Origin of the sequence: Gilvibacter sp., assembly GCF_013214815.1 — a bacterium.
Classification (GTDB): domain Bacteria; phylum Bacteroidota; class Bacteroidia; order Flavobacteriales; family Flavobacteriaceae; genus Gilvibacter.
In genome coordinates this window covers 34,712-56,168 of the sequence record NZ_JABSPU010000008.1, presented here as the reverse complement: position 1 = coordinate 56,168, position 21,457 = coordinate 34,712, and the positions used below count along the sequence as shown (strand labels likewise).

General features: G+C 44.5%; 24 protein-coding genes. 14 read left to right on the top strand and 10 right to left on the bottom strand.

The window, feature by feature from the left end:
* Window positions 1-82: 82 nt before the first annotated feature.
* Together HRT75_RS03230 and HRT75_RS03225 are read left to right on the top strand one after the other, a co-directional pair.
* The gene (locus HRT75_RS03230) at window positions 83-532 is read left to right on the top strand and encodes a 6-carboxytetrahydropterin synthase (protein ID WP_291182627.1); all 450 of its coding nucleotides are present in this window, start codon (window positions 83-85) and stop codon (window positions 530-532) included.
* A gap of 24 nt (window positions 533-556) precedes the next feature.
* A complete protein-coding gene (locus HRT75_RS03225; RefSeq protein ID WP_291182625.1) occupies window positions 557-1,321 on the top strand; it encodes a UDP-2,3-diacylglucosamine diphosphatase in 765 nt (254 codons plus the stop codon).
* Here HRT75_RS03225 and HRT75_RS03220 read toward each other — a convergent pair.
* A complete protein-coding gene (locus tag HRT75_RS03220) occupies window positions 1,318-1,977 on the bottom strand; it encodes a peptidoglycan-binding domain-containing protein (protein ID WP_291182623.1) in 660 nt (219 codons plus the stop codon). The two genes, HRT75_RS03225 and HRT75_RS03220, sit on opposite strands and share 4 nt — an antisense overlap.
* A gap of 79 nt (window positions 1,978-2,056) precedes the next feature.
* Complete coding sequence (recJ, locus tag HRT75_RS03215; protein ID WP_291182621.1) at window positions 2,057-3,754, bottom strand: single-stranded-DNA-specific exonuclease RecJ; 1,698 nt, start codon at window positions 3,752-3,754, stop codon at window positions 2,057-2,059.
* 127 nt (window positions 3,755-3,881) lie between these two features.
* Between recJ and HRT75_RS03210 the strand changes: the two genes are divergently transcribed.
* Window positions 3,882-4,472 carry a carboxymuconolactone decarboxylase family protein gene (locus tag HRT75_RS03210; protein ID WP_291182619.1) on the top strand — a complete coding sequence of 197 codons (591 nt, stop codon included), beginning with the start codon at window positions 3,882-3,884 and terminating at the stop codon, window positions 4,470-4,472.
* On the opposite strand, the gene rsmI is transcribed toward HRT75_RS03210, so the two are convergent.
* The 3 genes from rsmI to HRT75_RS03195 are packed head-to-tail and all read right to left on the bottom strand — an operon-like array spanning window position 4,469 to window position 6,268.
* On the bottom strand, window positions 4,469-5,143 hold the full coding sequence (gene rsmI, locus HRT75_RS03205) for a 16S rRNA (cytidine(1402)-2'-O)-methyltransferase (RefSeq protein WP_291182617.1): 675 nt from the start codon (window positions 5,141-5,143) through the stop codon (window positions 4,469-4,471). The two genes, HRT75_RS03210 and rsmI, sit on opposite strands and share 4 nt — an antisense overlap.
* On the bottom strand, window positions 5,140-5,490 hold the full coding sequence (locus HRT75_RS03200) for a DoxX family protein (RefSeq protein WP_291182615.1): 351 nt from the start codon (window positions 5,488-5,490) through the stop codon (window positions 5,140-5,142). The genes rsmI and HRT75_RS03200 overlap by 4 nt, the downstream gene beginning before the upstream one ends.
* Before the next feature lie 4 nt (window positions 5,491-5,494).
* Window positions 5,495-6,268: a hypothetical protein gene (locus HRT75_RS03195; protein ID WP_291182613.1), complete on the bottom strand. Its 774-nt coding sequence runs from the start codon at window positions 6,266-6,268 to the stop codon at window positions 5,495-5,497.
* 195 nt (window positions 6,269-6,463) lie between these two features.
* On the opposite strand from HRT75_RS03195, the gene HRT75_RS03190 reads away from it, so the two are divergent.
* The 11 genes from HRT75_RS03190 to HRT75_RS03140 all read left to right on the top strand — a co-directional run bounded on the left by HRT75_RS03190 (window position 6,464) and on the right by HRT75_RS03140 (window position 17,628).
* Entirely contained in the window at window positions 6,464-7,105 is a 642-nt protein-coding gene (locus HRT75_RS03190) for a thymidine kinase (RefSeq protein WP_272830948.1), read from the top strand.
* Window positions 7,102-8,208 (top strand): alanine racemase, encoded by a 1,107-nt coding sequence (gene alr / locus HRT75_RS03185; protein WP_291182610.1) that lies wholly within the window; start codon window positions 7,102-7,104, stop codon window positions 8,206-8,208. Before HRT75_RS03190 ends, alr begins: the two co-directional genes overlap by 4 nt.
* An 86-nt stretch (window positions 8,209-8,294) precedes the next feature.
* The gene (mscL, locus tag HRT75_RS03180; RefSeq protein WP_291182608.1) at window positions 8,295-8,702 is read left to right on the top strand and encodes a large-conductance mechanosensitive channel protein MscL; all 408 of its coding nucleotides are present in this window, start codon (window positions 8,295-8,297) and stop codon (window positions 8,700-8,702) included.
* 115 nt (window positions 8,703-8,817) lie between these two features.
* Entirely contained in the window at window positions 8,818-9,810 is a 993-nt protein-coding gene (locus HRT75_RS03175) for an aspartate-semialdehyde dehydrogenase (RefSeq protein ID WP_291182605.1), read from the top strand.
* Window positions 9,811-9,863: 53 nt separating this feature from the next.
* Window positions 9,864-10,262: a DoxX family membrane protein gene (locus HRT75_RS03170; protein ID WP_291182603.1), complete on the top strand. Its 399-nt coding sequence runs from the start codon at window positions 9,864-9,866 to the stop codon at window positions 10,260-10,262.
* Between the two features lie 134 nt (window positions 10,263-10,396).
* Complete coding sequence (locus HRT75_RS03165) at window positions 10,397-11,770, top strand: hypothetical protein (protein WP_291182601.1); 1,374 nt, start codon at window positions 10,397-10,399, stop codon at window positions 11,768-11,770.
* Window positions 11,771-11,800: 30 nt separating this feature from the next.
* The gene (locus HRT75_RS03160; RefSeq protein ID WP_291182599.1) at window positions 11,801-13,432 is read left to right on the top strand and encodes an FG-GAP-like repeat-containing protein; all 1,632 of its coding nucleotides are present in this window, start codon (window positions 11,801-11,803) and stop codon (window positions 13,430-13,432) included.
* A 111-nt stretch (window positions 13,433-13,543) separates the two neighbouring features.
* Window positions 13,544-13,918, top strand: a complete 375-nt coding sequence (locus HRT75_RS03155; RefSeq protein WP_291182597.1) for a DoxX family membrane protein — start codon at window positions 13,544-13,546, stop codon at window positions 13,916-13,918.
* Window positions 13,919-14,047: 129 nt separating this feature from the next.
* Window positions 14,048-16,210: a prolyl oligopeptidase family serine peptidase gene (locus HRT75_RS03150; protein WP_291182595.1), complete on the top strand. Its 2,163-nt coding sequence runs from the start codon at window positions 14,048-14,050 to the stop codon at window positions 16,208-16,210.
* A gap of 39 nt (window positions 16,211-16,249) precedes the next feature.
* Entirely contained in the window at window positions 16,250-17,170 is a 921-nt protein-coding gene (locus tag HRT75_RS03145; RefSeq protein ID WP_291182593.1) for an ABC transporter ATP-binding protein, read from the top strand.
* Entirely contained in the window at window positions 17,170-17,628 is a 459-nt protein-coding gene (locus HRT75_RS03140) for a hypothetical protein (protein WP_291182591.1), read from the top strand. Before HRT75_RS03145 ends, HRT75_RS03140 begins: the two co-directional genes overlap by 1 nt.
* Here the strand turns inward: HRT75_RS03140 and HRT75_RS03135 are convergent.
* From HRT75_RS03135 to accC, 5 genes are all read right to left on the bottom strand, one after another.
* Entirely contained in the window at window positions 17,625-18,077 is a 453-nt protein-coding gene (locus HRT75_RS03135; protein WP_291182589.1) for a 3-oxoacyl-ACP synthase, read from the bottom strand. The genes HRT75_RS03140 and HRT75_RS03135 overlap by 4 nt on opposite strands.
* The gene (gene mtgA / locus HRT75_RS03130) at window positions 18,064-18,765 is read right to left on the bottom strand and encodes a monofunctional biosynthetic peptidoglycan transglycosylase (protein WP_291182586.1); all 702 of its coding nucleotides are present in this window, start codon (window positions 18,763-18,765) and stop codon (window positions 18,064-18,066) included. The genes HRT75_RS03135 and mtgA overlap by 14 nt, the downstream gene beginning before the upstream one ends.
* Window positions 18,765-19,883 (bottom strand): FAD-dependent oxidoreductase, encoded by a 1,119-nt coding sequence (locus tag HRT75_RS03125; protein ID WP_291182584.1) that lies wholly within the window; start codon window positions 19,881-19,883, stop codon window positions 18,765-18,767. Before HRT75_RS03125 ends, mtgA begins: the two co-directional genes overlap by 1 nt.
* On the bottom strand, window positions 19,880-20,032 hold the full coding sequence (locus HRT75_RS03120; protein ID WP_291182582.1) for a hypothetical protein: 153 nt from the start codon (window positions 20,030-20,032) through the stop codon (window positions 19,880-19,882). Before HRT75_RS03120 ends, HRT75_RS03125 begins: the two co-directional genes overlap by 4 nt.
* 66 nt (window positions 20,033-20,098) lie before the next feature.
* Window positions 20,099-21,451, bottom strand: a complete 1,353-nt coding sequence (accC, locus tag HRT75_RS03115) for an acetyl-CoA carboxylase biotin carboxylase subunit (protein WP_291182580.1) — start codon at window positions 21,449-21,451, stop codon at window positions 20,099-20,101.
* Window positions 21,452-21,457 lie beyond the last annotated feature (6 nt).

The following is a 21,457-nucleotide window of genomic DNA, read 5'->3' as shown; positions in this document are numbered from 1 at the left end:
TGCTGAAATGTCTTTCTCAGCTTCTAAAAAGAATATTTCACTGTTCTTTACTACTTTTGCCCTTGCTTAGTGCATATGATATATGAGTAATATTAGAATTACAAAAAAGTTCTCTTTTGAAGCCGGTCATGCCCTCCATGGATATGACGGTAAATGCCGCAATTTGCACGGACATAGTTATCACCTATTTGTAACGGTTATTGGACAGCCTAATACCGACGCAAGTCATCCTAAACACGGAATGGTCATTGACTTTGGCGATCTTAAAAGAATTGTCAATGATGAGATCGTTTCCGTTTTTGATCACTCCATGGTATTTAATAAAAATACGCCGCATCTTGAGTTGGCCAATGACCTCAAATCCCGAGGACACAACATCATTTTGGTAGACTATCAGCCTACCACAGAAATGATGATTGTTGATTTCGCAGCGAAAATATCCAATCGTCTCCCAGAAGGCATCAAACTACACTCTTTAAAACTTCAAGAGACCGCAACCAGCTTTGCGGAATGGTTTGCTTCTGAGAACTAGAAGCGCATTTACTATCTTTAACCCATGCAAATTCCTGCAGGAAAGAAAATCTACTTTGCCAGTGACAATCATTTAGGTGCTCCAACACCTGAACAGAGTCTGCCACGGGAAAAGAAATTTGTCCGTTGGTTGGACCACGTAAAACAAGACGCCGCTGCTATCTTTCTACTCGGCGATCTCTTTGATTTTTGGTTCGAGTATAAAACTGTTGTTCCAAAAGGCTTTGTACGCGTTCTGGGCAAGCTGGCAGAAATTCGCGATAGCGGGATTCCTATCTACTTTTTTGTGGGCAATCACGACCTTTGGATGAAATCCTATTTTGAGGATGAACTAGACATACCAACCTACAGAGATATTCAGGAATTTGAATTCAATGGCAAGCAATTTCTCCTAGGCCATGGAGACGGAAAAGGCCCTGGTGACAAGGGTTACAAACGCATGAAGAAAGTTTTCACCAGTCCGTTTTTCAATTGGTTGTTTAGATGGTTGCATCCTGATATTGGAATGCGTATTGCCCAGTATTTATCGGTGAAGAATAAACTTATCTCCGGAGATGAAGACAAAAAGTTTCTAGGAGAAGACGGAGAATGGCTGGTACAATACTGCAAGCGCAAATTAGAAACTAAGCATTACGATTTCTTGATATTTGGTCATCGTCATTTGCCTATGGAAATTCAGGCAGGAGATCAATCAAAGTATATCAATCTGGGCGACTGGATCAGTCACTATACTTTTGGTGAATTTGATGGCGACTCTTTTTCCTTAAAGACTTTTGAGGCAGACTCCTAGTTGGCTAACAGCGCGTAAGCAGTAATAGGATCCATGCGCCCATCGGCATAAAATCCATTTTTGGTTTCAAAAGCCTCTACAGCACTAGAAGTAGCAATACGGAAAATTCCGTCATGTTCTAATTCATAGCCCATATTGATCAAAATGCCCTGAAGCTCATACACCAAGGGACCTTGCTCACCCATACCAAAATCGAAGTCATTCGGGCTTTGACTCAACCAGTCTAAAAGCATCTGGTTTTTAGTTTTTTGATCTTCCGCGGACTTGGGCTCGTTCTGGCCCAGGGACTTAATTTGCATATTGGTCAAGCCTTGTTCTTTAAGGGATGCAGATTCTTCCAGTTTTGCTTCGAAGGCTTTTAGAGTTGCCATTAATTCCTCATATTTAACCAAAGCCTCTTTAGTCGCCGCATTGTCTTTTTTTGGGGCTCTTACGTCGATACCGTGAAAGCTCCACATTTGCACTGCATAACCATTGAGTCGAGCAACAGCATGATGATAGTCCTCCACTACATTCGGATCAAAGTAATTGAGATCAATGGGTTTACTGGCTTGATATTCTGACCCGGGCGGGTTGAACCTTTTGTATTTGCTGTAAGCGTTGTAGCCCATAATTCCCACTATAATGAGCAACAAAAAAATGATGATCTGTTTCATCCCCCAAAAAATTGCGTTAGTTGCAACGATACCGGGTATCGCATCCAAGAATAAAAGTACACAATTCTACGAGACCGCCTTATAAATTGGCACTTTTAAGGTCCTTGGCACGTAATTGTAGACTCACTTTACCGTTCCAATGATTCTCATCTAAGGCGTAAACCAGGTCAAACGACTGTTTGTCTTGAATCAAATCGAGCTTTTTACCCAAGCCAAATCCAATACCTTCAAAGCTGTATTGACCATCAGTAGCCTTGAATTTTAAGTGAGACTGATCTGACCCGACCTGCTTAGCCCAACCCGAATCCTTTAAGCCTCTAGTGACAAAAACAGGTGTGCGGTTCCCGGGGCCAAAAGGGGCAAATTGTTTGATCAAACGGTAAAACTTTGGGGTGATGTCTTCTAGCTTCAATTCCATGTCAACACTGAGCTGAGGAGTCTTTAAAGATTCATCCAGAGTCTGGGCTACCACCTTTTCAAAGGCGTCTTTAAATGCAGGATATTGGGCTTCCTCTAAAGTAAAACCAGCAGCGTATTTATGACCTCCAAATTGAATCATATGTTCCTTACAGGACTCCAAAGCCTGATACACATCAAAGCCGCTTACAGAGCGGGCAGAACCTGCCAGCTGTTCCCCAGATTTGGTAATGACCAAGGTAGGGCGGTAGTAGTTTTCTATAAGTCGAGAGGCTACAATTCCTATCACCCCTTTGTGCCAATGCGGCTCATAAACCACCGTAGTGGCGCGATATTCTTCCTTTTGATCCAAGATTTTAGCTAGTGCCTCTGCGGTGATCTGTTCGTCTGTTGAGCGTCTTGAAGTATTGAACGCCTCGATCTCTTGGGCAAATTCCAAACAGGAATCCACAGATTCTGCCATAAGCAAAGCGACCGCATAATCTCCATGCTTCATTCTTCCCGCTGCATTGATCCTCGGGGCGACCACAAAAACCAGATCACTAATATCAAAATTGGTTTTATCCCGCTGCGCCAAAAGGGCTTTTATTCCAGCCCGAGGTGCTTGATTGACTACCTGTAACCCGTGCGCAGCCAGCACCCTGTTCTCTCCTGTCATAGGCACAATATCTGCGGCGATGGCTGTGGCCACCAAATCCAAATAGGGTAAAAGGGAATCAATCCCTAAACTGCGTTGAGCGGCCAAGGCCTGTATCAACTTAAAACCTACCCCGCATCCGCAGAGTTCCTTATACGGATAATCACAATCCGACCGCTTGGGATCCAAAACAGCAACGGCATCAGGAAGTTGATCTCCGGGTAAGTGGTGATCGCAAATGATAAAATCCACTCCCTTCTCTTTGGCATAGGCTACCTGCTCCATAGCTTTTACTCCACAATCCAAAGCAATAATAAGCCCAACTCCATTATCACTGGCAAAATCAATGCCTTGCAAAGACACGCCATAACCTTCTGCATATCGGTCTGGGATATAGGTGGAAACTCTGTCGTAATAAGTCAGTAAATAGGAAGCCATTAAAGCTACACTACAGGTGCCGTCCACATCATAATCGCCATAAACCATGATCAATTCCTCATGGGCAATTGCGGCTTCAATACGAGCTACCGCCTTGTCCATATCACGCATGGACATAGGGTCGTGCAAGGCGTCTAAAGAGGGCCTGTAAAAATCCTTAGCAGCGTCAAAAGAAGTGATCCCGCGTTGGACCAAAAGTGTCGCGACAACCTCGGGAATACCTAAGGCATCTTTTAGCTGGTCAACGCTTTGTTGTGGCGGTATTTCTTTAAGATTCCATTGCATGGGATGCGATTGATTAAGGAAGATCTGACTACAGGAGTAAAGGTAGCCAAATTGCGGTTTTTTATGTAAGGTATCCCGCTTTTCAACGCCTTAAATTCGTAAATTCACAACATAAAAAATTGAACCCATGCCTTTAGTGACTCCACTTTCTCCGGACCACGATCCGGAAACCGCCGAACTGGCGAAATTCTTCAACGAAACCCTTGGCTTTTGTCCAAACAGCGTACTGACCATGCAACGCAGACCGGCCATTAGCAAAGCGTTTATCAACCTCAACAAAGCGGTTATGGCCAATGAAGGTCGAGTGACTTCTGCCCTTAAGAGAATGATCGCTTGGGTAAGCAGCAACAGTACGGGCTGTCGTTATTGCCAAGCGCATGCCATTCGCGCTGCAGAACGCTACGGAGCAGAACAAGAGCAATTGGACAATATTTGGGAATACCGCACCCACCCTGCTTTTAGTGAAGCAGAACGCGCAGCCCTAGACTTTTCCCTTGCGGCTTCCTTGGTGCCAAACCAAGTAGACGAAGAGATCAAAGAACGTCTTTACCAGCATTGGGATGAAGGCGAGATCGTAGAGATGTTAGGAGTGATCTCCTTGTTTGGATACTTGAACCGTTGGAATGATTCAATGGGTACTTCAATTGAAGACGGTGCTGTAGAAAGCGGTAATCAGTATTTAGGAAAACACGGTTGGAATAAAGGCAAGCACCTTTAAGAAGCTCCAGCTACTACCAATACAAATTCACCTTTAGGCGCTTTGGTTTCAAAGTGCCTTTTTATTTCGCTTAAACTCCCGCGGACGATCTCTTCATGGAGTTTGGTCAATTCACGCGCAGCGGCGGCTTTGCGGTCTCCTCCAAACAGCTCTTCAAACTGCGTTAGCGTTTTTAAAAGTTTATGCGGAGATTCGTAAAAGACCATGGTTCTGGATTCCTCCTTTAGGCTTTCTAAACGCGTTGCACGTCCTTTTTTGACCGGCAAAAATCCCTCGAAAACAAAACGTTCGCAAGGCAGTCCACTAGCAGCTAATGCTGGAATCAAAGCAGTTGCACCAGGAAGGCATTCCACCTGTAAACCCGCAGCCAAGGCTTCTCGAACCAACAAAAACCCAGGATCACTGATTCCAGGAGTTCCCGCATCAGAGATCATAGCCACAGTTTGTCCGGCCTGCATTTGAGCAACTATGGCTGCGGTAGCCTTGTGCTCATTGTGCATATGATAAGAGCGCATGGGAGTGGCAATCTCATAATGCTTGAGCAACTTTCCGCTGGTACGCGTGTCTTCCGCCAAGATCAAGCTGGCCTCTTGTAGCACTTCTAAAGCGCGCAAGGTGATGTCCTTTAAATTACCAATAGGTGTGGGAACTAAATAAAGCGAAGCGTTCATCGATAGTATTTACCAAAAAAGTAGGAAGTCAGCAAAGCAATAGCTGCCAACAGTACAAAGGTAACCGAATCTCCCAAACGTTCGTGGGCAAAGAAGGCAAGGATCAGATCAAAGAAAAGACCGGCATAAGCCCATTCGGTGACCCAAGGTATCTTACGCCATAAGATCATGATCACCGCCAGTATCTTGGCAACGGCCAAAGGAATAACCAAATAGTCTGGGTAATTGAAGCGTCTAAAGAAACCTTCAACCATTTCTGTATTGGAAAAATACATGCCGGCAGAATAGCACATGATCAAACAAATGGCCACGGTGCTGGACCAATAAATCAGTTTTCCGGGATTCATCTTCCTAGAATCGGCGCTCAATGATGCCCATAAAGCGCTCTGCAACCTCTTGTTTATCCAACCAATAATTGTATTCTGGTTTTACTTGCAATTGAATAAAATCTTGAGCCTGCTCAAAAGAATCGCAGGTGTCCAATTGAGACATCACGCGAGCGTAGTCCTCAGGTTTGTTGTCAAAAAGATGCTTGATAAAAGCAATGCGGTCATTGAGTCCAATTTGAGCTCCAGCAGCTGACGCATCATTTAATGAACGTGGCTTGTCAACAGCGTTGTTGGTGGTCTCTGCAACTTCTTGCGCTGGAGGCTCTGGAGTCTCTACCGCAGTAGGCGGAGCCTCTTGCTTGCGCTCAAACACGGGCGTGTGCTTGTAATCTGCAGCAAGGTCTTCCAAATCATTTTTAACGTATTTGGGCTTGGGTAAAATATCTTCTAAAAGCGCATCGACCTTTTGTGATTCCTCCGGCATTTGAGCCACGATGTCTTTGATCTTCTCTATGAGTGGTTCCACGAGTTCCTCATCGTGTGCAGGTTTTTCAACCGGCTTAGGTTCTGTGAACCAATTTTGCTCTCTATAACTCTTGGAATCCAAAGATTCACTATCAGGAACGGGAGTTGTCAATGGATCTACTCCAACTTGAGCCTCCAAATGACTCAAAATGATGAGTTTTTCATACAGTCTTTGGGCTTTGCCCTTGAGGTCAGCGGCGCTAAGCACCTTGGGTCCGTCTAGGATTTCCTGTGCCAACTCGCGCAATTCGGCATGGATAGTCTTGTTCATTTTTCTCACTTTACTGAAGTTTTGGGATTGAATAAATCACACGATCGCTCATGTTAGTCTGATTGCGATCTAAAAATGTAATGTTCAACCCATAACTTATCAAATTAGCTCCTTTTTATTTGGACGTTTTGTTACCTTTACGCCACCCGTTAATCCTAACGGAAATTTGTCTTTTTTCGTGTAGTAAATTACAAAATGTTTCTCGAAAACACCGTAAATCAACAAGAACAGTTTGGATGGATAGAAGTCATCTGTGGCTCTATGTTCTCTGGTAAAACAGAGGAACTGATCCGCAGACTCAAGCGCGCTCAATTTGCAAAACAACGCGTGGAGATCTTCAAACCAGCCGTTGATCGTCGTTATGATGAGGAGATGGTAGTTTCTCACGACAGCAATGAAATTCTCTCAACTCCGGTTCCTGCTGCGGCCAATATTCCCATCCTTGCAGACAACTGTGATGTGGTTGGAATTGATGAGGCACAGTTCTTTGACGATGAGATCGTCAAGGTCTGTAACGACTTGGCCAATCGCGGTATTCGTGTGATCGTTGCTGGTTTGGATATGGATTATAAAGGAAATCCTTTTGGGCCTATGCCGGCACTTATGGCCACTGCAGAATACGTCACCAAGGTACATGCTGTATGTACCCGCACCGGAAATCTAGCACAGTATTCTTATCGTAAATCCGCAAATGATAATTTGGTTCTACTGGGAGAAACAGACGAATACGAACCTTTGAGTCGTGCCGCCTTTTACAAGGCAAACCTGCGTGAAAAGCTCTCCAAGATGGAAGTCAAAGATCCCGAGCAAATCTCGCCTAAACAGAAAAAAGCATGAGTTCAGTTTCAGAAACTGTATTGGAACTGGACCTGGGTGCCCTGCATCATAATTACCAATTCTTAAGAGCAAAACTCAAACCCGATTGCAAAATGCTCGCGGTAGTCAAAGCCAATGGCTATGGGGGGAACGCTACTACAGTGGCCCTGGAATTGCAAGAACTGGGCGTTGATTATTTGGCCGTAGCTTATGTGAATGAAGGATTGTTCCTAAGAGACGCTGGAGTGACTTTGCCCATTCTGGTTTTGCATCCGCAACCGGTCAATTTTGAGTTAATGGTCGCAAAGTGCTTGGAGCCTAGTATTTATTCGGAGCGACTATTGGAAGCCTTTAGCACGTTTGCCAGCGAGCAGAAATTAGTGGCCTATCCTGTTCACCTTAAAGTAAATACTGGACTTAACAGACTCGGATTTGCTCCGCAGCAAGCAGTTTCAGCCGCAGAACTCGTTAATAAGAGCGAGTCTTTATCCTTGCGATCTGCTTTTACGCATTTAGCCGCCAGTGAAGATGCCGCAGAACGCGACTTCACCTTGGGTCAACTTGCAGCCTTTGACGAAGTTCTTCCAAAATTACGGGCGTTAGGAGATCAAAAGTTCTTCGCGCATGCCACCAATACTTCTGGGATTCTCAATTATCCGCAAGCGCATTATGATCTGGTTCGCACCGGAATAGGCCTTTACGGATATGCGAATGCTCCAGAATTAGATCGAGCACTCAAGGCTGTTATGCGACTAAAAACTGTGATTAGCCAAATCCATAGCTTGCAGCCTGGAGACAGCATTGGTTACAACCGAGGTCATGTAGTTGAATCACCCATGAAAATGGCCACGCTTCCTATTGGACATGCTGATGGCTTGCCAAGAGCCCTCGGAAAAGGCGTTGGGGCAGTAATCATCAACAGCAAACAAGCCCCTATTGTCGGCAATGTTTGTATGGATATGATCATGGTTGACGTTAGCGGGATTGATTGTCAAGAAGGTGATGAAGTAGAGGTATTTGGTTCGACTCAATCCGCAGAAGATTTGGCCAAAAAAGCCAACACGATTTCGTATGAATTATTGACTGCAGTTGGTGGTCGAATAAAACGTGTCGTTCTTCGATAAGTGTGTTAAAAACTTAGCTGCCACTTTTAACATTCCGAGCTAGTTTTTAGTACTTTGTAGTCAATTAACTAATACATCAATATTCCATGTTAAAAGAATTTAGAGATTTTATAATGACGGGTAACGTCATTGATCTAGCAGTAGCAGTTATTCTTGCTGGTGCAGTATCTGCAGTAGTGAAAGGATTTGTGAGCGACATCATGATGCCTGTAATCGGTCATTTCACTGGAGGTGTGAGCTTTACAGATCTCAAGATTGTATTGACAGAAGCTGTTGTAGCTGCTGATGGTACAGTATCTACTCCAGAAAATGCGATCGCTTACGGTAACTGGATCGATGCCATCATCAACTTGGTGATCGTAGGTTTCGTACTCTTTATGATCGTTAAGGCTTACAACAAGACCAAGAAGAAAGAAGAGCCGGCTCCAGAAGCTCCGACAGGACCAACGCAAGAAGAATTACTTGCAGAGATCAGAGACCTACTTAAAAAATAATCTCTTTTAAGATTAGATAGCTTTAAGCCGCCTTCCCCCAAGGCGGCTTTTTTATGCTTCTTTTTTGATTTCATTTTATCGGCTTGCTGTACTTTTGCATTTTAAATTTTAAATCATGTATAAAGTAGCAGTTGTTGGTGCCACCGGAATGGTTGGCCAAGTCATGCTCCGCGTTTTAGAAGAACGCAATTTTCCTATTGAAGAACTCATCCCGGTAGCCTCGGCGCGATCGGTTGGAAAACCTGTAGCCTATAAGGGTAAAGAGTTTAAGGTGGTGAGTATGGAAACTGCACTTGAAATGAAACCACAGTTGGCACTTTTCTCTGCTGGAGGAGACACTTCCAAAGAATGGGCGCCAAAATTCGCTGAAATTGGTTGTACCGTAGTAGACAATTCTTCCGCCTGGCGCATGGAACAAGATATCAATCTGGTGGTTCCTGAAATCAATGCCTTCAACCTAACTGCTGCGGATAAAATCATTGCCAACCCAAATTGTTCTACCATTCAATTGGTAATGGTGCTTAAACCCTTGCACGACAAGTACAAGATCAAACGCATTGTGATCTCTACCTATCAATCTGTTTCTGGTACAGGTAGTAAAGCCGTGCGGCAAATGAACAACGAGGTAAGTGGTGTTCAAGGGGAAATGGCCTATCCTTATCCAATTTACCGCAATGCGCTGCCGCATTGTGACGTATTTGAATCCAACGGATATACCAAGGAAGAATTTAAACTAGTCCGCGAAACTCAAAAGATCCTAGACGACAGAAGTATTGCGCTAACGGCTACAGCTGTGCGTATTCCTACGGAAGGTGGCCACTCCGAATCCGTAAACATTGAATTTGAAAACGATTTTGAACTCAATGAGGTTCGCAATTTGCTTGCGGGAACTCAAGGCGTGGTGGTGCAGGACAATCCAGACACCAATACGTACCCTATGCCCATCTACGCGCATCACAAAGACGATGTATTTGTTGGGCGTATAAGACGGGACTTGAGTCAGCCGAACAGTTTGAACCTTTGGATCGTTAGTGATAACCTGAGAAAAGGAGCTGCGACCAATGCGGTTCAGATTGCTCAGCATTTGGATCGGGAAAATCTTTTGTAAGCTGTTTGGGGAGGCTTCGTCTAAGACCTCATAATCAACCCAAAACAGTTAAAATGAAATATTTAAATCTTGTTATACGCGTTGGACTAGGACTGATGTTGTTGCTCTTTGGATTCAACAAATTCTTCTGGTTTCTTCAAGACTTTGACTTTTCTGGTTACCCCCAAGCTGAGTATCTATTCACTGCTTTGCGCTATTCTGACGCAACAGATGTTGGTAAAGGTTACCTAATGGGTCTTGTTGGCCTCACTGAGGTAGTTGTAGGATTGCTTTTAGTCATTAGAAAGTGGGTGCCGCTAGCCTTAGTAATGCTAGTTCCTATTTCAATAAATATTGTCTTGTTCCACGCCTTTTTGAATTTGCCTAATATCGGCCCTGCCATCTTGGTGGCATTGCTTAACGGATATTTGATGTACAAACATTGGGACGCTTATAAACCCATGTTCTCTTAATAGCCATATCAGAAATGATAGATTAACAACCATCCCTTCGGATGGTTGTTATTTTTGCAATACTTTTGTTAAATGCTTGGGAAGTAGGGTTTTTTGTCCCTTTCTTGTTTAATAAATACACTAATGTGCCAACCATGATCAACCTTCTTCAAAGGATAGGATTACCCTGCCTTGCCTTTTTGGCTTTGGTAGCATGTAATTCTGATGATAACGGCTACACGCCCTTGACCTATGTGGCGGTAGATGACGCGGCCGTTGTTGCGCAAAATGCAACCATTTCTATTAATGTATTTGCCAACGATGAAAATGTACCTCAAACAGGTTCCCTAAGTGTTTCTGCGGCAACTTCTGGAAGTGTAAATATCCTCGATCCTAACAACACTCCCGATGATCCAAGTGATGATCTTATTGAGTACACTGCGGACGGATTTACCGTTGGAGAGGTGACTTTCACTTACAATATTTGTGAGGGTGGAACCGACAATTGCGTTGGGGCAACCTTGAGAATCAATATTACGCCTGTTAGTCCTGTGAATTTTAATCTGGAACAATTTCCTTACGAGAATCTTTCGGACTACAACTTCTTTGATGGCGCGATGGCAGATCAACTTCCGGTTTATGGAGTACTTCCGTACAAACCCATCAGCACCTTATTTACAGATTACGCGCTTAAAAAGCGTTTCATTTGGATGCCTGATGGAGCTCAAGCCAATTTTACAGAGTCTTATGAACTCCTGGACATGCCCGTTGGAACAATTTTGATCAAGACGTTCTACTACGATAATGTCCTGCCTGCTGGAACTACACGAATCATTGAAACGCGTTTGATCTATCGCAAAGCGTCTGGTTGGGAGTTTGCAGAATACATCTGGAACGACGAGCAAACAGAAGCCAGTTTGAATCTCGACGGAGCTTTCACAGAGGTCACTTGGCTGCAAGAAGGTGTAGAGCGCACCATTAACTACCGCATCCCATCAGAAGCGGAATGCTTCACCTGCCACAAAACACAATTGGACCCCATCCCGATCGGACTCAAACCACAACACATCAACAGTGATTACGCCTATAATGACGGCGTGAGTAATCAGCTGCAAAAAATGGTAGCTATCGGCTATCTGGCAGATAATCTTCCTGCCGATATACAAACCGTAATTGACTGGAGAGACATCTCGCAGCCTATCAGCCTGCGAATGCGCTCTTATGTAGATATAAATTGTGCGCATTGCCACTCAGACGATCGTCATTGTGACTATCGCCCCGTGCGCTTTGCCTTTAATGAAACTGCGGACAACGTGAATTTGGGCGTTTGTGTGGATCCGGAAACTCCGATTCCACCCAACACTCAGATCGTGGTCCCTGGCGATATTGACACTTCTGTCTTGTACTTTAGAGTGAATTCAGAAGCAGAAGAATACCGCATGCCTCTTTTAGGCAGAACTATACGCGATGACCAAGCGGTTGCCATGGTGGAAGCCTGGATCAATTCACTAACGGGAACTTGCGACTAAACAACGTTAAACACTTAACTAAAAAATGACATGAAAAAAATTATGCTAAGCATCCTTGCCTTGACCACGGTGGGTGCTCTTTTTGCTCAGGATTCTGCCGGTAGTGTGGATCCGGTTAGCTTCAGTTTTTCTTCTGTATCTACCTCTGGGTCAAACCGAGCCGTTGTGGATATGAACGGAGATTTTCTGGACGATATCGTATCGATCAGCTCTACCAACGTAAACATCTTGGAACAACAACCGGATGGAACTTTTGTGACCCGTAATATTTCTACAAGTTCAGCAAACTATACCCCTTCTTGGAGTTTAGCTGCGGCTGATTACAACCGCGATGGTTACACCGACCTGCTTTATGGAGGTGGAAGTGGTGTTACATTCATGCGCTCGGATGGAACAGGAAACGGTTTCGTTGAAGTCTCTGGGCCTGAATTCGTATTCTCTCAGCGTTCCAACTTTGTAGACATCAACAATGATGGAAACATGGACGCTTTTGTATGTCACGATGTTGCTCCAAACGTATACTACATCAACGACGGAACCGGAGCCTTGAGTTTCAACCAAGGTGGTTTAGGAGATTATCCTTCTGGGGGTAACTACGGATCGGTTTGGATCGATTATGACAACGACGGTCTTTTAGACATGTTTATCGCCAAGTGTGGTGGAGAAGTTGCTCGTAGAACCAACCAAATGCACAGAAATAACGGAGATGGTACTTTTACTGAGAACGGAGCTTCCATTGGCTTAGCAGACCCTATGCAAACATGGTCTTCTGCTTGGGGAGATTTTGACAACGACGGAGATATGGACGTCTTTGTTGGAGCAAGTTCTGGAGCGCACAAGCTGATGCGTAATAACGGACCTGGATCTGGATATACCTTTACTGATGTAACGGCAGTTTCTGGAGTTTTGGCTGTAACGGCTACTGGAATTGAAAACGCTACACACGATTTCAACAACGACGGATTCTTGGATATCGCCTCTAACGGGAACATCCTTTACGGAAACGGAGATCTAACCTTTACTACTATTTCCTTTGGAGCCATCAGTGGAAGCAACGGAGCCTTCGGAGACTTGAACAACGACGGTTTTGTAGATGCATTCAACTCAGGCTTTATCCGTTACAATGATGGGAACGCCAACCACTGGTTGACGATCAACACGGTGGGTGATCCAAGTAATATTAACGGTATTGGAGCTCGTATTGAGTTGACTACAGATGCCGGAACTCAAATTCGCGATGTGCGTAACGGAGAAGGATTCCGTTTCTTGAGCACGCTGAACACACACTTCGGATTGGGGACTGCGACAAACATCAACACTTTGGTTGTTAAGTGGCCATCAGGTACTGTTGACACTTTTGAAGACGTTGCTGTAGATCAGGTTTTGACTATTTATGAAGGTCAACCGTTAAGCGTTGAGGAGCAAACTAACGAAGTTGCCTTAACTGTATTCCCTAACCCTGCAACAGAGTTGTTGCAATTGGATTACAGAACGCCGCTTAACGACGCTCAATACAACATCTACAATTTAAACGGAGCTCTAGTACAATCTGGAACAGTGGGTAACAAAACCATCAATGTTGCGGCGCTAGCTACTGGTGCTTATGTTTTAAAGGTTGAAACTAACGGAGCTGTCATCAACAAACAGTTCTTGAAAAAATAAGAGAATCTCACTTCTCTAAACGAGCCCTGTGGTCACCAGATCACAGGGTTTTTTATTTTTACTATCTTTAGTAATGCGCTCAAGCGCAGCTCACTAACTAACCACCGCCCTATGAATTCCACCTTTTCTAAAATTTTAAAGTGGCTTTTAGGCCTTGCCCTTTTGGTCTTTGGAGCCAACAAATTCTTTGAGTTTCTAACCCCACCAGAATTCCCACCTCGCGCCTCAGAATTTATGACTTCACTCGATGCCACTGGCTACGTACTGTACATTGTTGGGGCCTTAGAGATTCTCGTCGGCTTGATGCTTTTATTGAATAAATGGGTTCCTTTTGCGCTGATCTTGCTAGCGCCAATATCCTTAAACATTGTCTTGTTTCACATCTTTTTGGACTTGCCAGACATAGGCATCGCCTTGGTTGTTGCTGGACTCAATGTGGTCCTGATTTATAAATACTGGAAAGCTTATACCCCACTGTTCAATTAGCATAAGCTCTTAAGTTGCTGTTAAACTGATTTTTGCAGCAATGCAGCAACGCTACTTTTTCTTACCTTTAGCTGCCTTAAAATTCAGCTGAGATTAGGCTGCATATTGGGCCCGTAAAACTAAATTTAGATGAAGAGATTATTTGGAGCAGCCTTATTGGCTGTAGTGGCAATAAGTTGCCAAGAAAATACCCCAGAACCCGTACCCACTGTGGAATATCATCAGACCAAAAAAGTAGACACCGTAGACACCTACTTCGGTGTTAATGTAGCCGATCCCTACCGTTGGCTAGAAGACGACAGAAGTGAAGAAACTGAAGCCTGGGTGGATGCCCAAAATGAGGTGACCAATGGATTTTTGGATACCATTCCGTTTCGTGAAGAACTCAAATCGCGTTTGGAATCTATCTGGAATTACGAAAAGGTAACAGCGCCATTCAAAGAAGGCGACTATACTTACTTCAGAAAGAACGATGGTTTGCAAAACCAGTATGTAGTCTATCGCTATAAAACTGGTGATGACCCGAGTACTGCAGAGGTTTTCTTAGATCCAAATACCTTTAAAGAAGACGGCACCATCTCCCTTTCTGGCCTTAGTTTTTCTGAGGATGGAGGCCTGGCTGCTTACAGTATTTCTGAAGGAGGAAGTGACTGGCGTAAGATCCTGATCATGGATGTTGCTTCTAAAGCAATCATTGAAGATACCCTACGCGATGTGAAATTCAGTGGTATTTCTTGGTATAAGAATGAAGGTTTTTATTACTCGAGTTACGATAAACCAGAAGGTAGCGAGCTTTCTGCAAAGACCGATCAGCATAAACTGTATTATCACAAACTCGGAACCGATCAAGCAGACGACCCTGTGGTCTTTGGTGGTACAGAAGCTGAAAAGCACCGCTATGTTGGTGGAGGCGTTTCTGAAGACAATAAGTGGTTGGCCATTTCTGCCTCAGTATCAACCTCCGGGAACAAAATGTTCTTAAAAGACCTAGAGAATCCAGATCGCCCATTGATCACCGTAATTGACAATGTAGATAGCGATACTTATATGTTGGATAACGATGGAGACACTCTTTATTTAGTGACTAATCTAAACGCTCCTAATCAGCGTATCGTTAAAACCTCAGCGACAGATCCTAGTCCTGCCAATTGGGTAGATGTGATCCCAGAAACAGAGAACGTATTGAGCCCTTCTACGGGAGCCGGATACATCTTTGCGGAATACTCTGTTGATGCCATCTCAAAAGTGATGCAGTACAACTATGACGGTTCTTTGGTACGTGAGGTTGAATTACCAGGAATCGGTTCTGCCGGTGGATTCTTCTCCAAAAAAGAAGAGAATGAGATCTACTTCAGCTTTACCAATTACTACACGCCAGGCAGCATTTATACCTACCAGGCAGACAGTGGCGAGGTTGCGCTTTATCGCAAATCAGCCATTGATTTCAACCCAGACAATTACGAGAGCACTCAAGTTTTCTATACCTCTAAGGACGGGACAAAGGTTCCTATGATCATAACTCATAAGAAAGGTTTGGAGCTCAATGGTAAAAACCCAACTATTCTTTATGGTTACGGCGGATTCAATATCTCATTGAACCCAGGATTTAGCATTGCTAACGCCGTTTGGATGGAACAAGGCGGAGTTTATGCTGTGCCTAACCTTCGCGGTGGTGGTGAATACGGAAAAGCTTGGCACGACGCTGGTACGCAAATGCAAAAGCAGAATGTGTTTGATGACTTTATTGCCGCAGGTGAATATTTGATTGAAAACAAATACACCTCTTCAGAATACCTTGCGATCCGCGGTGGATCTAACGGAGGACTTTTAGTTGGAGCCGTAATGACCCAGCGCCCAGACTTGATGAAGGTAGCCTTACCTGCAGTTGGAGTTTTGGATATGTTGCGTTATCACACTTTTACTGCTGGAGCTGGATGGGCCTATGATTATGGAACCTCAGAAGATTCCAAAGAGATGTTCGACTATCTTTTAGGATACAGCCCAGTACACAATGTGGAACAAGGAGTGAACTACCCAGCCACTTTGGTCACCACGGCAGATCATGACGACCGAGTTGTGCCTGCACACAGTTTTAAATTTGCTGCAGAATTACAAGCCAAGAATGGCGGAGCCAACCCAACGCTGATCCGCATTGAAAAAGATGCAGGTCACGGCGCTGGAACTCCGGTGAGTAAAACCATTGAACTCTATGCAGACCTCTTTGGATTTACCCTCTACAACATGGGTTACCGCGTATTGCCACAAGATGTCAGTTCAAAAGTGAAAGGATAAAAAATAAACGCCCTTGCCAAAAAGCAAGGGCTTTTTTCTATGCTCGAAGTCTCCATTGAACAATTCAGCTATGACCAACAGGAACATCTGTTGGGACCTCTTAAATTCCATTTAGAAGCCGGGGAACATTTGGCCATTTTAGGAGAAAGTGGCAGCGGTAAATCCACCCTGCTTCATCTGATCTATGGTTTAATGGATCTAGAATCTGGCCACATTCAATGGAAGGGCGATCCCGTTCTTGGACCCAAAGATCAATTGGTTCCCGGTGCTCCATTCATGAAGCTGGTCGCTCAAGAGGCCAATGTGATGCCCTACACCTCCGTTAGTGAGAATATTCAAGAGCATTTTTCCAGACGCAATCCGGAGCAAGAAGCCGCACGAACCGAGCAGCTACTCAAACTTTTGGATCTGGTGCCTTTTGCCAAACAAAAAGTCAAATCACTCAGTGGCGGTCAAAAGCAACGCGTGGCAATCGCCAAGGCTTTGGCATTGGTTCCTGAAATCCTGCTTTTGGATGAACCCTTTGCGCATATTGATGAGTTTAGACGTTCGCGCTTAAGAAGGTTGTTGTACAATTATTTAAAGCAAGAAGGAATCACCTGTATTACCGCCACACACGACGCCAATGAGGCCTTGAGCTTTGCAGATAAGGTCTTGATTTTAGAAGCAGGAAGTGTTTCTTTTTACGGACCTCCCCAGGAGTTGTATAAGAATGTATCCAGCGCATACCAAGCCGGATTCTTTGGTGAGATCAACGCATTAAAAGACGGGCGTTATTTATTCCCGCATCAATTAAAAGCTGTCGCAGAACCCGCCGATTTCTCTGCCACAGTTCACGCCAGTTATTTCAAAGGAAGTCACTATCTTATTCATGCTAAAAACGGGACTCAAGAGTATTTCTTCAACGCTTCAGACGCTCTAGAAGGGGGCACTCAAGTCCAGCTAAAAATTCAAGATTAATGCGTTTTTTAAACCCTATTCCACCAGTTAAAGTGGTCTTTTCTATTGCTGTGGTTCTCTTAGGAGCCTATTTACTCACTCAAGGCACTATGTTTGGCTTGATCTTAATGGGAGTTGCAGCGCGTTTATCCATGAGAGAAGGAGCGGAGGTAAATGTCTTTGAAAAGAAATACCGCCATCTGTATTCGGTTTGGGGAGTAACTATTGGCAGTTGGAAACCTTTGCCAGAGATTGAATATGTTTCTGTCTTTAAGACGGTAAAAAACTACCGCGCTCGTGTTTGGGTAGCCGAGGCTGCTATGGGCAAGACCGTGTACCGCATCAACCTATTCTACCAAAGAAACAAACACATTACAGTCTACGAAGGGGATACTAAAGAGGACGCCATGGATAAGGCCGATGGCATTGCTGCATCCTTGAACATTGAAGTCTATGACGCTACGCGTGATGACGATTAATAAATTGCTTTGATCTCTTGGCTCTTGCCGTTCCAAGAAAACGAATCACCGGCCGCTTTTCCCAACAACAGTTGCCCAATAGGACTCTGCGGGGCTATTGCCCAAAAGGAGCTATCATTAAGGATCAATTCTCCTGCAGGAATCGACAAGAAATACCACTGCTGATCGGTTTGAACCAAACTGCCTAAATGAACTCTTCCCGTCACGGAATCCGTTATAATTTTTGAAAGCACCAAGCGCTGTTGGTCCAAGACTTTGAACTGCTGCCCCAGCTTCTCACTTTGCAATTGTAAATGGGCGCGCTCCGTGTTGTGTTTGTCTCCAGCACTGCTCTTTACGGCTCCAGACATGGATTCGTCCACGGCTGCTTGTGCCCGCTTCAGGCCTTGCAAACGCTTGTCTAATGAAGCATAACAAAGCTGTAATAAATCTTCTTTATTTGGCGCCAATGTCTTTGGTTGTTTCTGATTCAAATTCCAAAGGTCCAAAGTTAATCATCTGTTTGCTGATCCAACGCTTTCTCTTTGCAATATACCCCGATGGATTCACAGGGCGATAGCTTCTTGGATTGGGCAAAATTGCCGCTAGGGCCGTGGCTTGGTCCTTGGACAGATCCGCTGCCTCTTTATCAAACCAATGCTGAGCTGCAGCATGGGCACCGTATACATTCGGGCCGAATTCAATACTGTTCAAATAGACTTCCAAAATGCGCTCTTTGCTCCAATAGGTCTCAATTAAAAAGGTAAAATAGACTTCAAACCCTTTCCGAACCCAGGAACGCTGAGGCCATAAAAAGACATTCTTTGCTGTTTGTTGACTGATGGTGCTCGCGCCTCGTAAGGCCTTGCCTTCTTTGTTGCTGGCTTGGGCTTTTTTAATGGCTGCAACATCAAATCCATTGTGGTTTAAAAACTGCTGATCCTCCGCACAGATCACCGCCTTTTGTAGCTCAGGACTGATCTGATCCAAAGCGATCCACTCATGTTGGACTGGAGCAGGCTCCTCCTGTTGAAAATATCGAATGGCCATTAAAGGAGTCGCGGGGACAGGCAAATAGCGATACGCCAAAACCCAGAGGTTGGACAAGACCAAAAACCAAAAGAAGCTCTTGAATAAAAAACGAATGAGTTTGCGCATTAATCGATAAGATTGGCCAACGCTTGGCCGGTATCCGCACCAATAGCAACTCCCATTCCTCCTAAACGGATTCCGCAGAAAACACGATTGGAAAGCTGCTTGACAATGGGCGCTTTTTTGCTGCCCACTCCCATTATACCGCTCCAGCGCTGTTCAATTTTAACGTCTTTCCCGGGTAAAATCGTATGGCGTAATAGTAAATCTAAAGCATTTTGTATGCGCTCGGTAGTTTCCATAGCTGTAGTGGTCTCTCCTTCCACATCCAAATTGCGTCCGCCACCAAAGAGAATTCTGTTGTCAATATTGCGGAAGTAATAATAACCGCGATCTAAATGAAAGGTGCCGTTAAAATGCAGCTCTGGAATAGGTTCTGTGATCAATACTTGAGCCCGAGCTGGTTTGAGATCTTCTTGTAAAAGACTTCCTGCCAAACCATTGGTGGCTATCAAACAGCGACCAACAGTGATCTCAGTAGAATTATTGAGTTGAAGTTTCACACCAGAAACATCGTCAGATATAGCGCTGACTGCAGCACCATTGATGATCTGAATATTATGAGCCTCTGCCTTTTGGATCAAAGCTTGCATCATGGCTCCGGTATCTATCTTTCCTTCAAACTGATTGAAAATGAGCTTTGGTTGCAGCTGATTGAATCCGAAGCTATTGTCTACCGCACTAAAAACAGGCGCCTTAAAAATTGGATCAAGTAAGTCGTTCATACTTGATAAAGCTGCTAAACTTTTTTCATAGAGCTCTGCATCTTCTTGGGTAAAGAGCTCATAACCGCCACAAGGATCATAAGCCAAGGCGGTGTTGCCTAATAGCGATTTTAAGCTTTCCAGCCCGTTGACGCGCATTTTAACCAACTCTAACACTTCTTGCTCGCTGTGCGAAGAAAGATCGTCTAAGAGCTCTGAAACGCTCCCAAAACAGGCAAAGCCTGCATTCTTGGTGCTGGCTCCAGAAGGCAGCATGCCGCGCTCCAAAACGGTGATCTTGGCCTCACTGTATCGCTGGCGCAAAGCTAAAGCTGCAGAAAGGCCTACAATACCACTACCAATTATGGCAAAATCAATATCCTTAAACCAGGTTTTATGTTCCCAATAGGAAAGTGTCATTTCTTAGCCTTTTTAGCAATGATGATAAATATGAGCATAAACAGCGGAATGGAGAGCGCAAAATAAACACCCAAAGTTTTGAGGCCGATCATTACCACAATAACTGAGGTCACTATAAAAGCAATATGTTTAAAATAGCCCTCTCGCATGGACTAAAAATAAAAAAATCCGAAGCCAAAAGACTCCGGATTTCTCAATATCTCTAAAAGAAGGATTTACTCTTCTTCTGGTTCGCGCATTTCAAAGTCGTTCATGAATGCCGTAGTATAGTTTCCTTCTACGTAGGCGTCTTCTTCCATGAGTTGACGGTGGAACGGAATGGTCGTTTTAATTCCCTCAATAACAAACTCATCCAAAGCACGCTTCATTTTAGCGATCGCCTCCTCACGCGTTTGCGCAGTAACGATCAATTTAGCGATCATGGAATCATAGTTTGGTGGAATCATGTATCCAGCGTATACGTGAGTATCTAAACGAACTCCGTGTCCTCCTGGAGCATGCAATACAGTGATGCGTCCTGGCGATGGTCTAAAGTCGTTGTAAGGATCCTCAGCATTGATACGACACTCAATGGAGTGCAGTTGCGGATAGTAGTTCTTTCCAGAGATCTTCACACCCGCAGCAACTTTGATCTGCTCGCGGATCAAATCGTGATCAACAACCTCTTCGGTAATCGGGTGTTCTACCTGAATACGCGTGTTCATTTCCATGAAGTAGAAGTTACGGTGCTTGTCTACTAAGAATTCTACCGTTCCTGCTCCCTCGTAGTTGATGTATTCTGCTGCTTTTACCGCGGCTTTACCCATGGCATCACGCAACTCATCAGTCATGAATGGAGAAGGAGTTTCTTCCGTTAATTTTTGGTGACGACGCTGTACGGAACAGTCACGCTCACTGAGGTGACAGGCTTTTCCTGTAGAATCTCCAACTACTTGGATTTCGATATGGCGTGGCTCTTCAATGAGTTTTTCCATGTACATATCGTCGTTTCCAAAGGCGGCCTTACTCTCTTGACGAGCAGACTCCCAAGCAGCTTGAAGGTCTTCTTCTTTCCATACGGCGCGCATTCCTTTTCCTCCTCCACCGGCACTGGCTTTAAGCATAACAGGGTATCCTGTCTCAACTGCAAGCTTTTTGCAAGTATCGAAGTCTGGAATTACACCATCTGAACCAGGAACACAAGGTACTCCTGCAGCTTTCATGGTAGCTTTTGCAGAAGCTTTGTCTCCCATACGGTCAATCATTTCTGCGGAGGCACCGATGAATTTGATCTCGTGCTCTTCACAGATCTTAGAGAACTTCGCGTTCTCAGATAAAAACCCGTATCCCGGGTGAATCGCGTCAGCATTCGTGATCTCTGCTGCAGCGATGATGTTCGATATTTTTAGATAGGATTCTGAACTCGCTGGCGGTCCAATACATACAGCCTCGTCCGCAAAACGCACGTGGAGGCTATCGGTATCGGCAGTAGAATATACAGCTACCGTCTTAATACCCATTTCTTTACAGGTTCGGATAACGCGCAAGGCGATCTCTCCCCGATTGGCAATCAGTATTTTTTTAAACATAACACT

Bases quoted from the DNA above. Each gene is read 5' to 3' on its own strand.
- HRT75_RS03200 (WP_291182615.1), bottom strand. From the start codon at position 5,490: ATGAATCCCGGAAAACTGATTTATTGGTCCAGCACCGTGGCCATTTGT.
- HRT75_RS03220 (WP_291182623.1), bottom strand. From the start codon at position 1,977: ATGAAACAGATCATCATTTTTTTGTTGCTCATTATAGTGGGAATTATG.
- HRT75_RS03140 (WP_291182591.1), top strand. From the start codon at position 17,170: ATGCGTTTTTTAAACCCTATTCCACCAGTTAAAGTGGTCTTTTCTATT.
- recJ (WP_291182621.1), bottom strand. From the start codon at position 3,754: ATGCAATGGAATCTTAAAGAAATACCGCCACAACAAAGCGTTGACCAG.
- mtgA (WP_291182586.1), bottom strand. From the start codon at position 18,765: ATGCGCAAACTCATTCGTTTTTTATTCAAGAGCTTCTTTTGGTTTTTG.
- HRT75_RS03125 (WP_291182584.1), bottom strand. From the start codon at position 19,883: ATGACACTTTCCTATTGGGAACATAAAACCTGGTTTAAGGATATTGAT.
- HRT75_RS03120 (WP_291182582.1), bottom strand. From the start codon at position 20,032: ATGCGAGAGGGCTATTTTAAACATATTGCTTTTATAGTGACCTCAGTT.
- HRT75_RS03230 (WP_291182627.1), top strand. From the start codon at position 83: ATGAGTAATATTAGAATTACAAAAAAGTTCTCTTTTGAAGCCGGTCAT.
- HRT75_RS03145 (WP_291182593.1), top strand. From the start codon at position 16,250: ATGCTCGAAGTCTCCATTGAACAATTCAGCTATGACCAACAGGAACAT.
- alr (WP_291182610.1), top strand. From the start codon at position 7,102: ATGAGTTCAGTTTCAGAAACTGTATTGGAACTGGACCTGGGTGCCCTG.
- HRT75_RS03165 (WP_291182601.1), top strand. From the start codon at position 10,397: ATGATCAACCTTCTTCAAAGGATAGGATTACCCTGCCTTGCCTTTTTG.
- rsmI (WP_291182617.1), bottom strand. From the start codon at position 5,143: ATGAACGCTTCGCTTTATTTAGTTCCCACACCTATTGGTAATTTAAAG.
- mscL (WP_291182608.1), top strand. From the start codon at position 8,295: ATGTTAAAAGAATTTAGAGATTTTATAATGACGGGTAACGTCATTGAT.
- HRT75_RS03150 (WP_291182595.1), top strand. From the start codon at position 14,048: ATGAAGAGATTATTTGGAGCAGCCTTATTGGCTGTAGTGGCAATAAGT.
- HRT75_RS03190 (WP_272830948.1), top strand. From the start codon at position 6,464: ATGTTTCTCGAAAACACCGTAAATCAACAAGAACAGTTTGGATGGATA.
- HRT75_RS03225 (WP_291182625.1), top strand. From the start codon at position 557: ATGCAAATTCCTGCAGGAAAGAAAATCTACTTTGCCAGTGACAATCAT.
- HRT75_RS03155 (WP_291182597.1), top strand. From the start codon at position 13,544: ATGAATTCCACCTTTTCTAAAATTTTAAAGTGGCTTTTAGGCCTTGCC.
- HRT75_RS03175 (WP_291182605.1), top strand. From the start codon at position 8,818: ATGTATAAAGTAGCAGTTGTTGGTGCCACCGGAATGGTTGGCCAAGTC.
- HRT75_RS03170 (WP_291182603.1), top strand. From the start codon at position 9,864: ATGAAATATTTAAATCTTGTTATACGCGTTGGACTAGGACTGATGTTG.
- HRT75_RS03195 (WP_291182613.1), bottom strand. From the start codon at position 6,268: ATGAACAAGACTATCCATGCCGAATTGCGCGAGTTGGCACAGGAAATC.
- HRT75_RS03210 (WP_291182619.1), top strand. From the start codon at position 3,882: ATGCCTTTAGTGACTCCACTTTCTCCGGACCACGATCCGGAAACCGCC.
- HRT75_RS03160 (WP_291182599.1), top strand. From the start codon at position 11,801: ATGAAAAAAATTATGCTAAGCATCCTTGCCTTGACCACGGTGGGTGCT.
- accC (WP_291182580.1), bottom strand. From the start codon at position 21,451: ATGTTTAAAAAAATACTGATTGCCAATCGGGGAGAGATCGCCTTGCGC.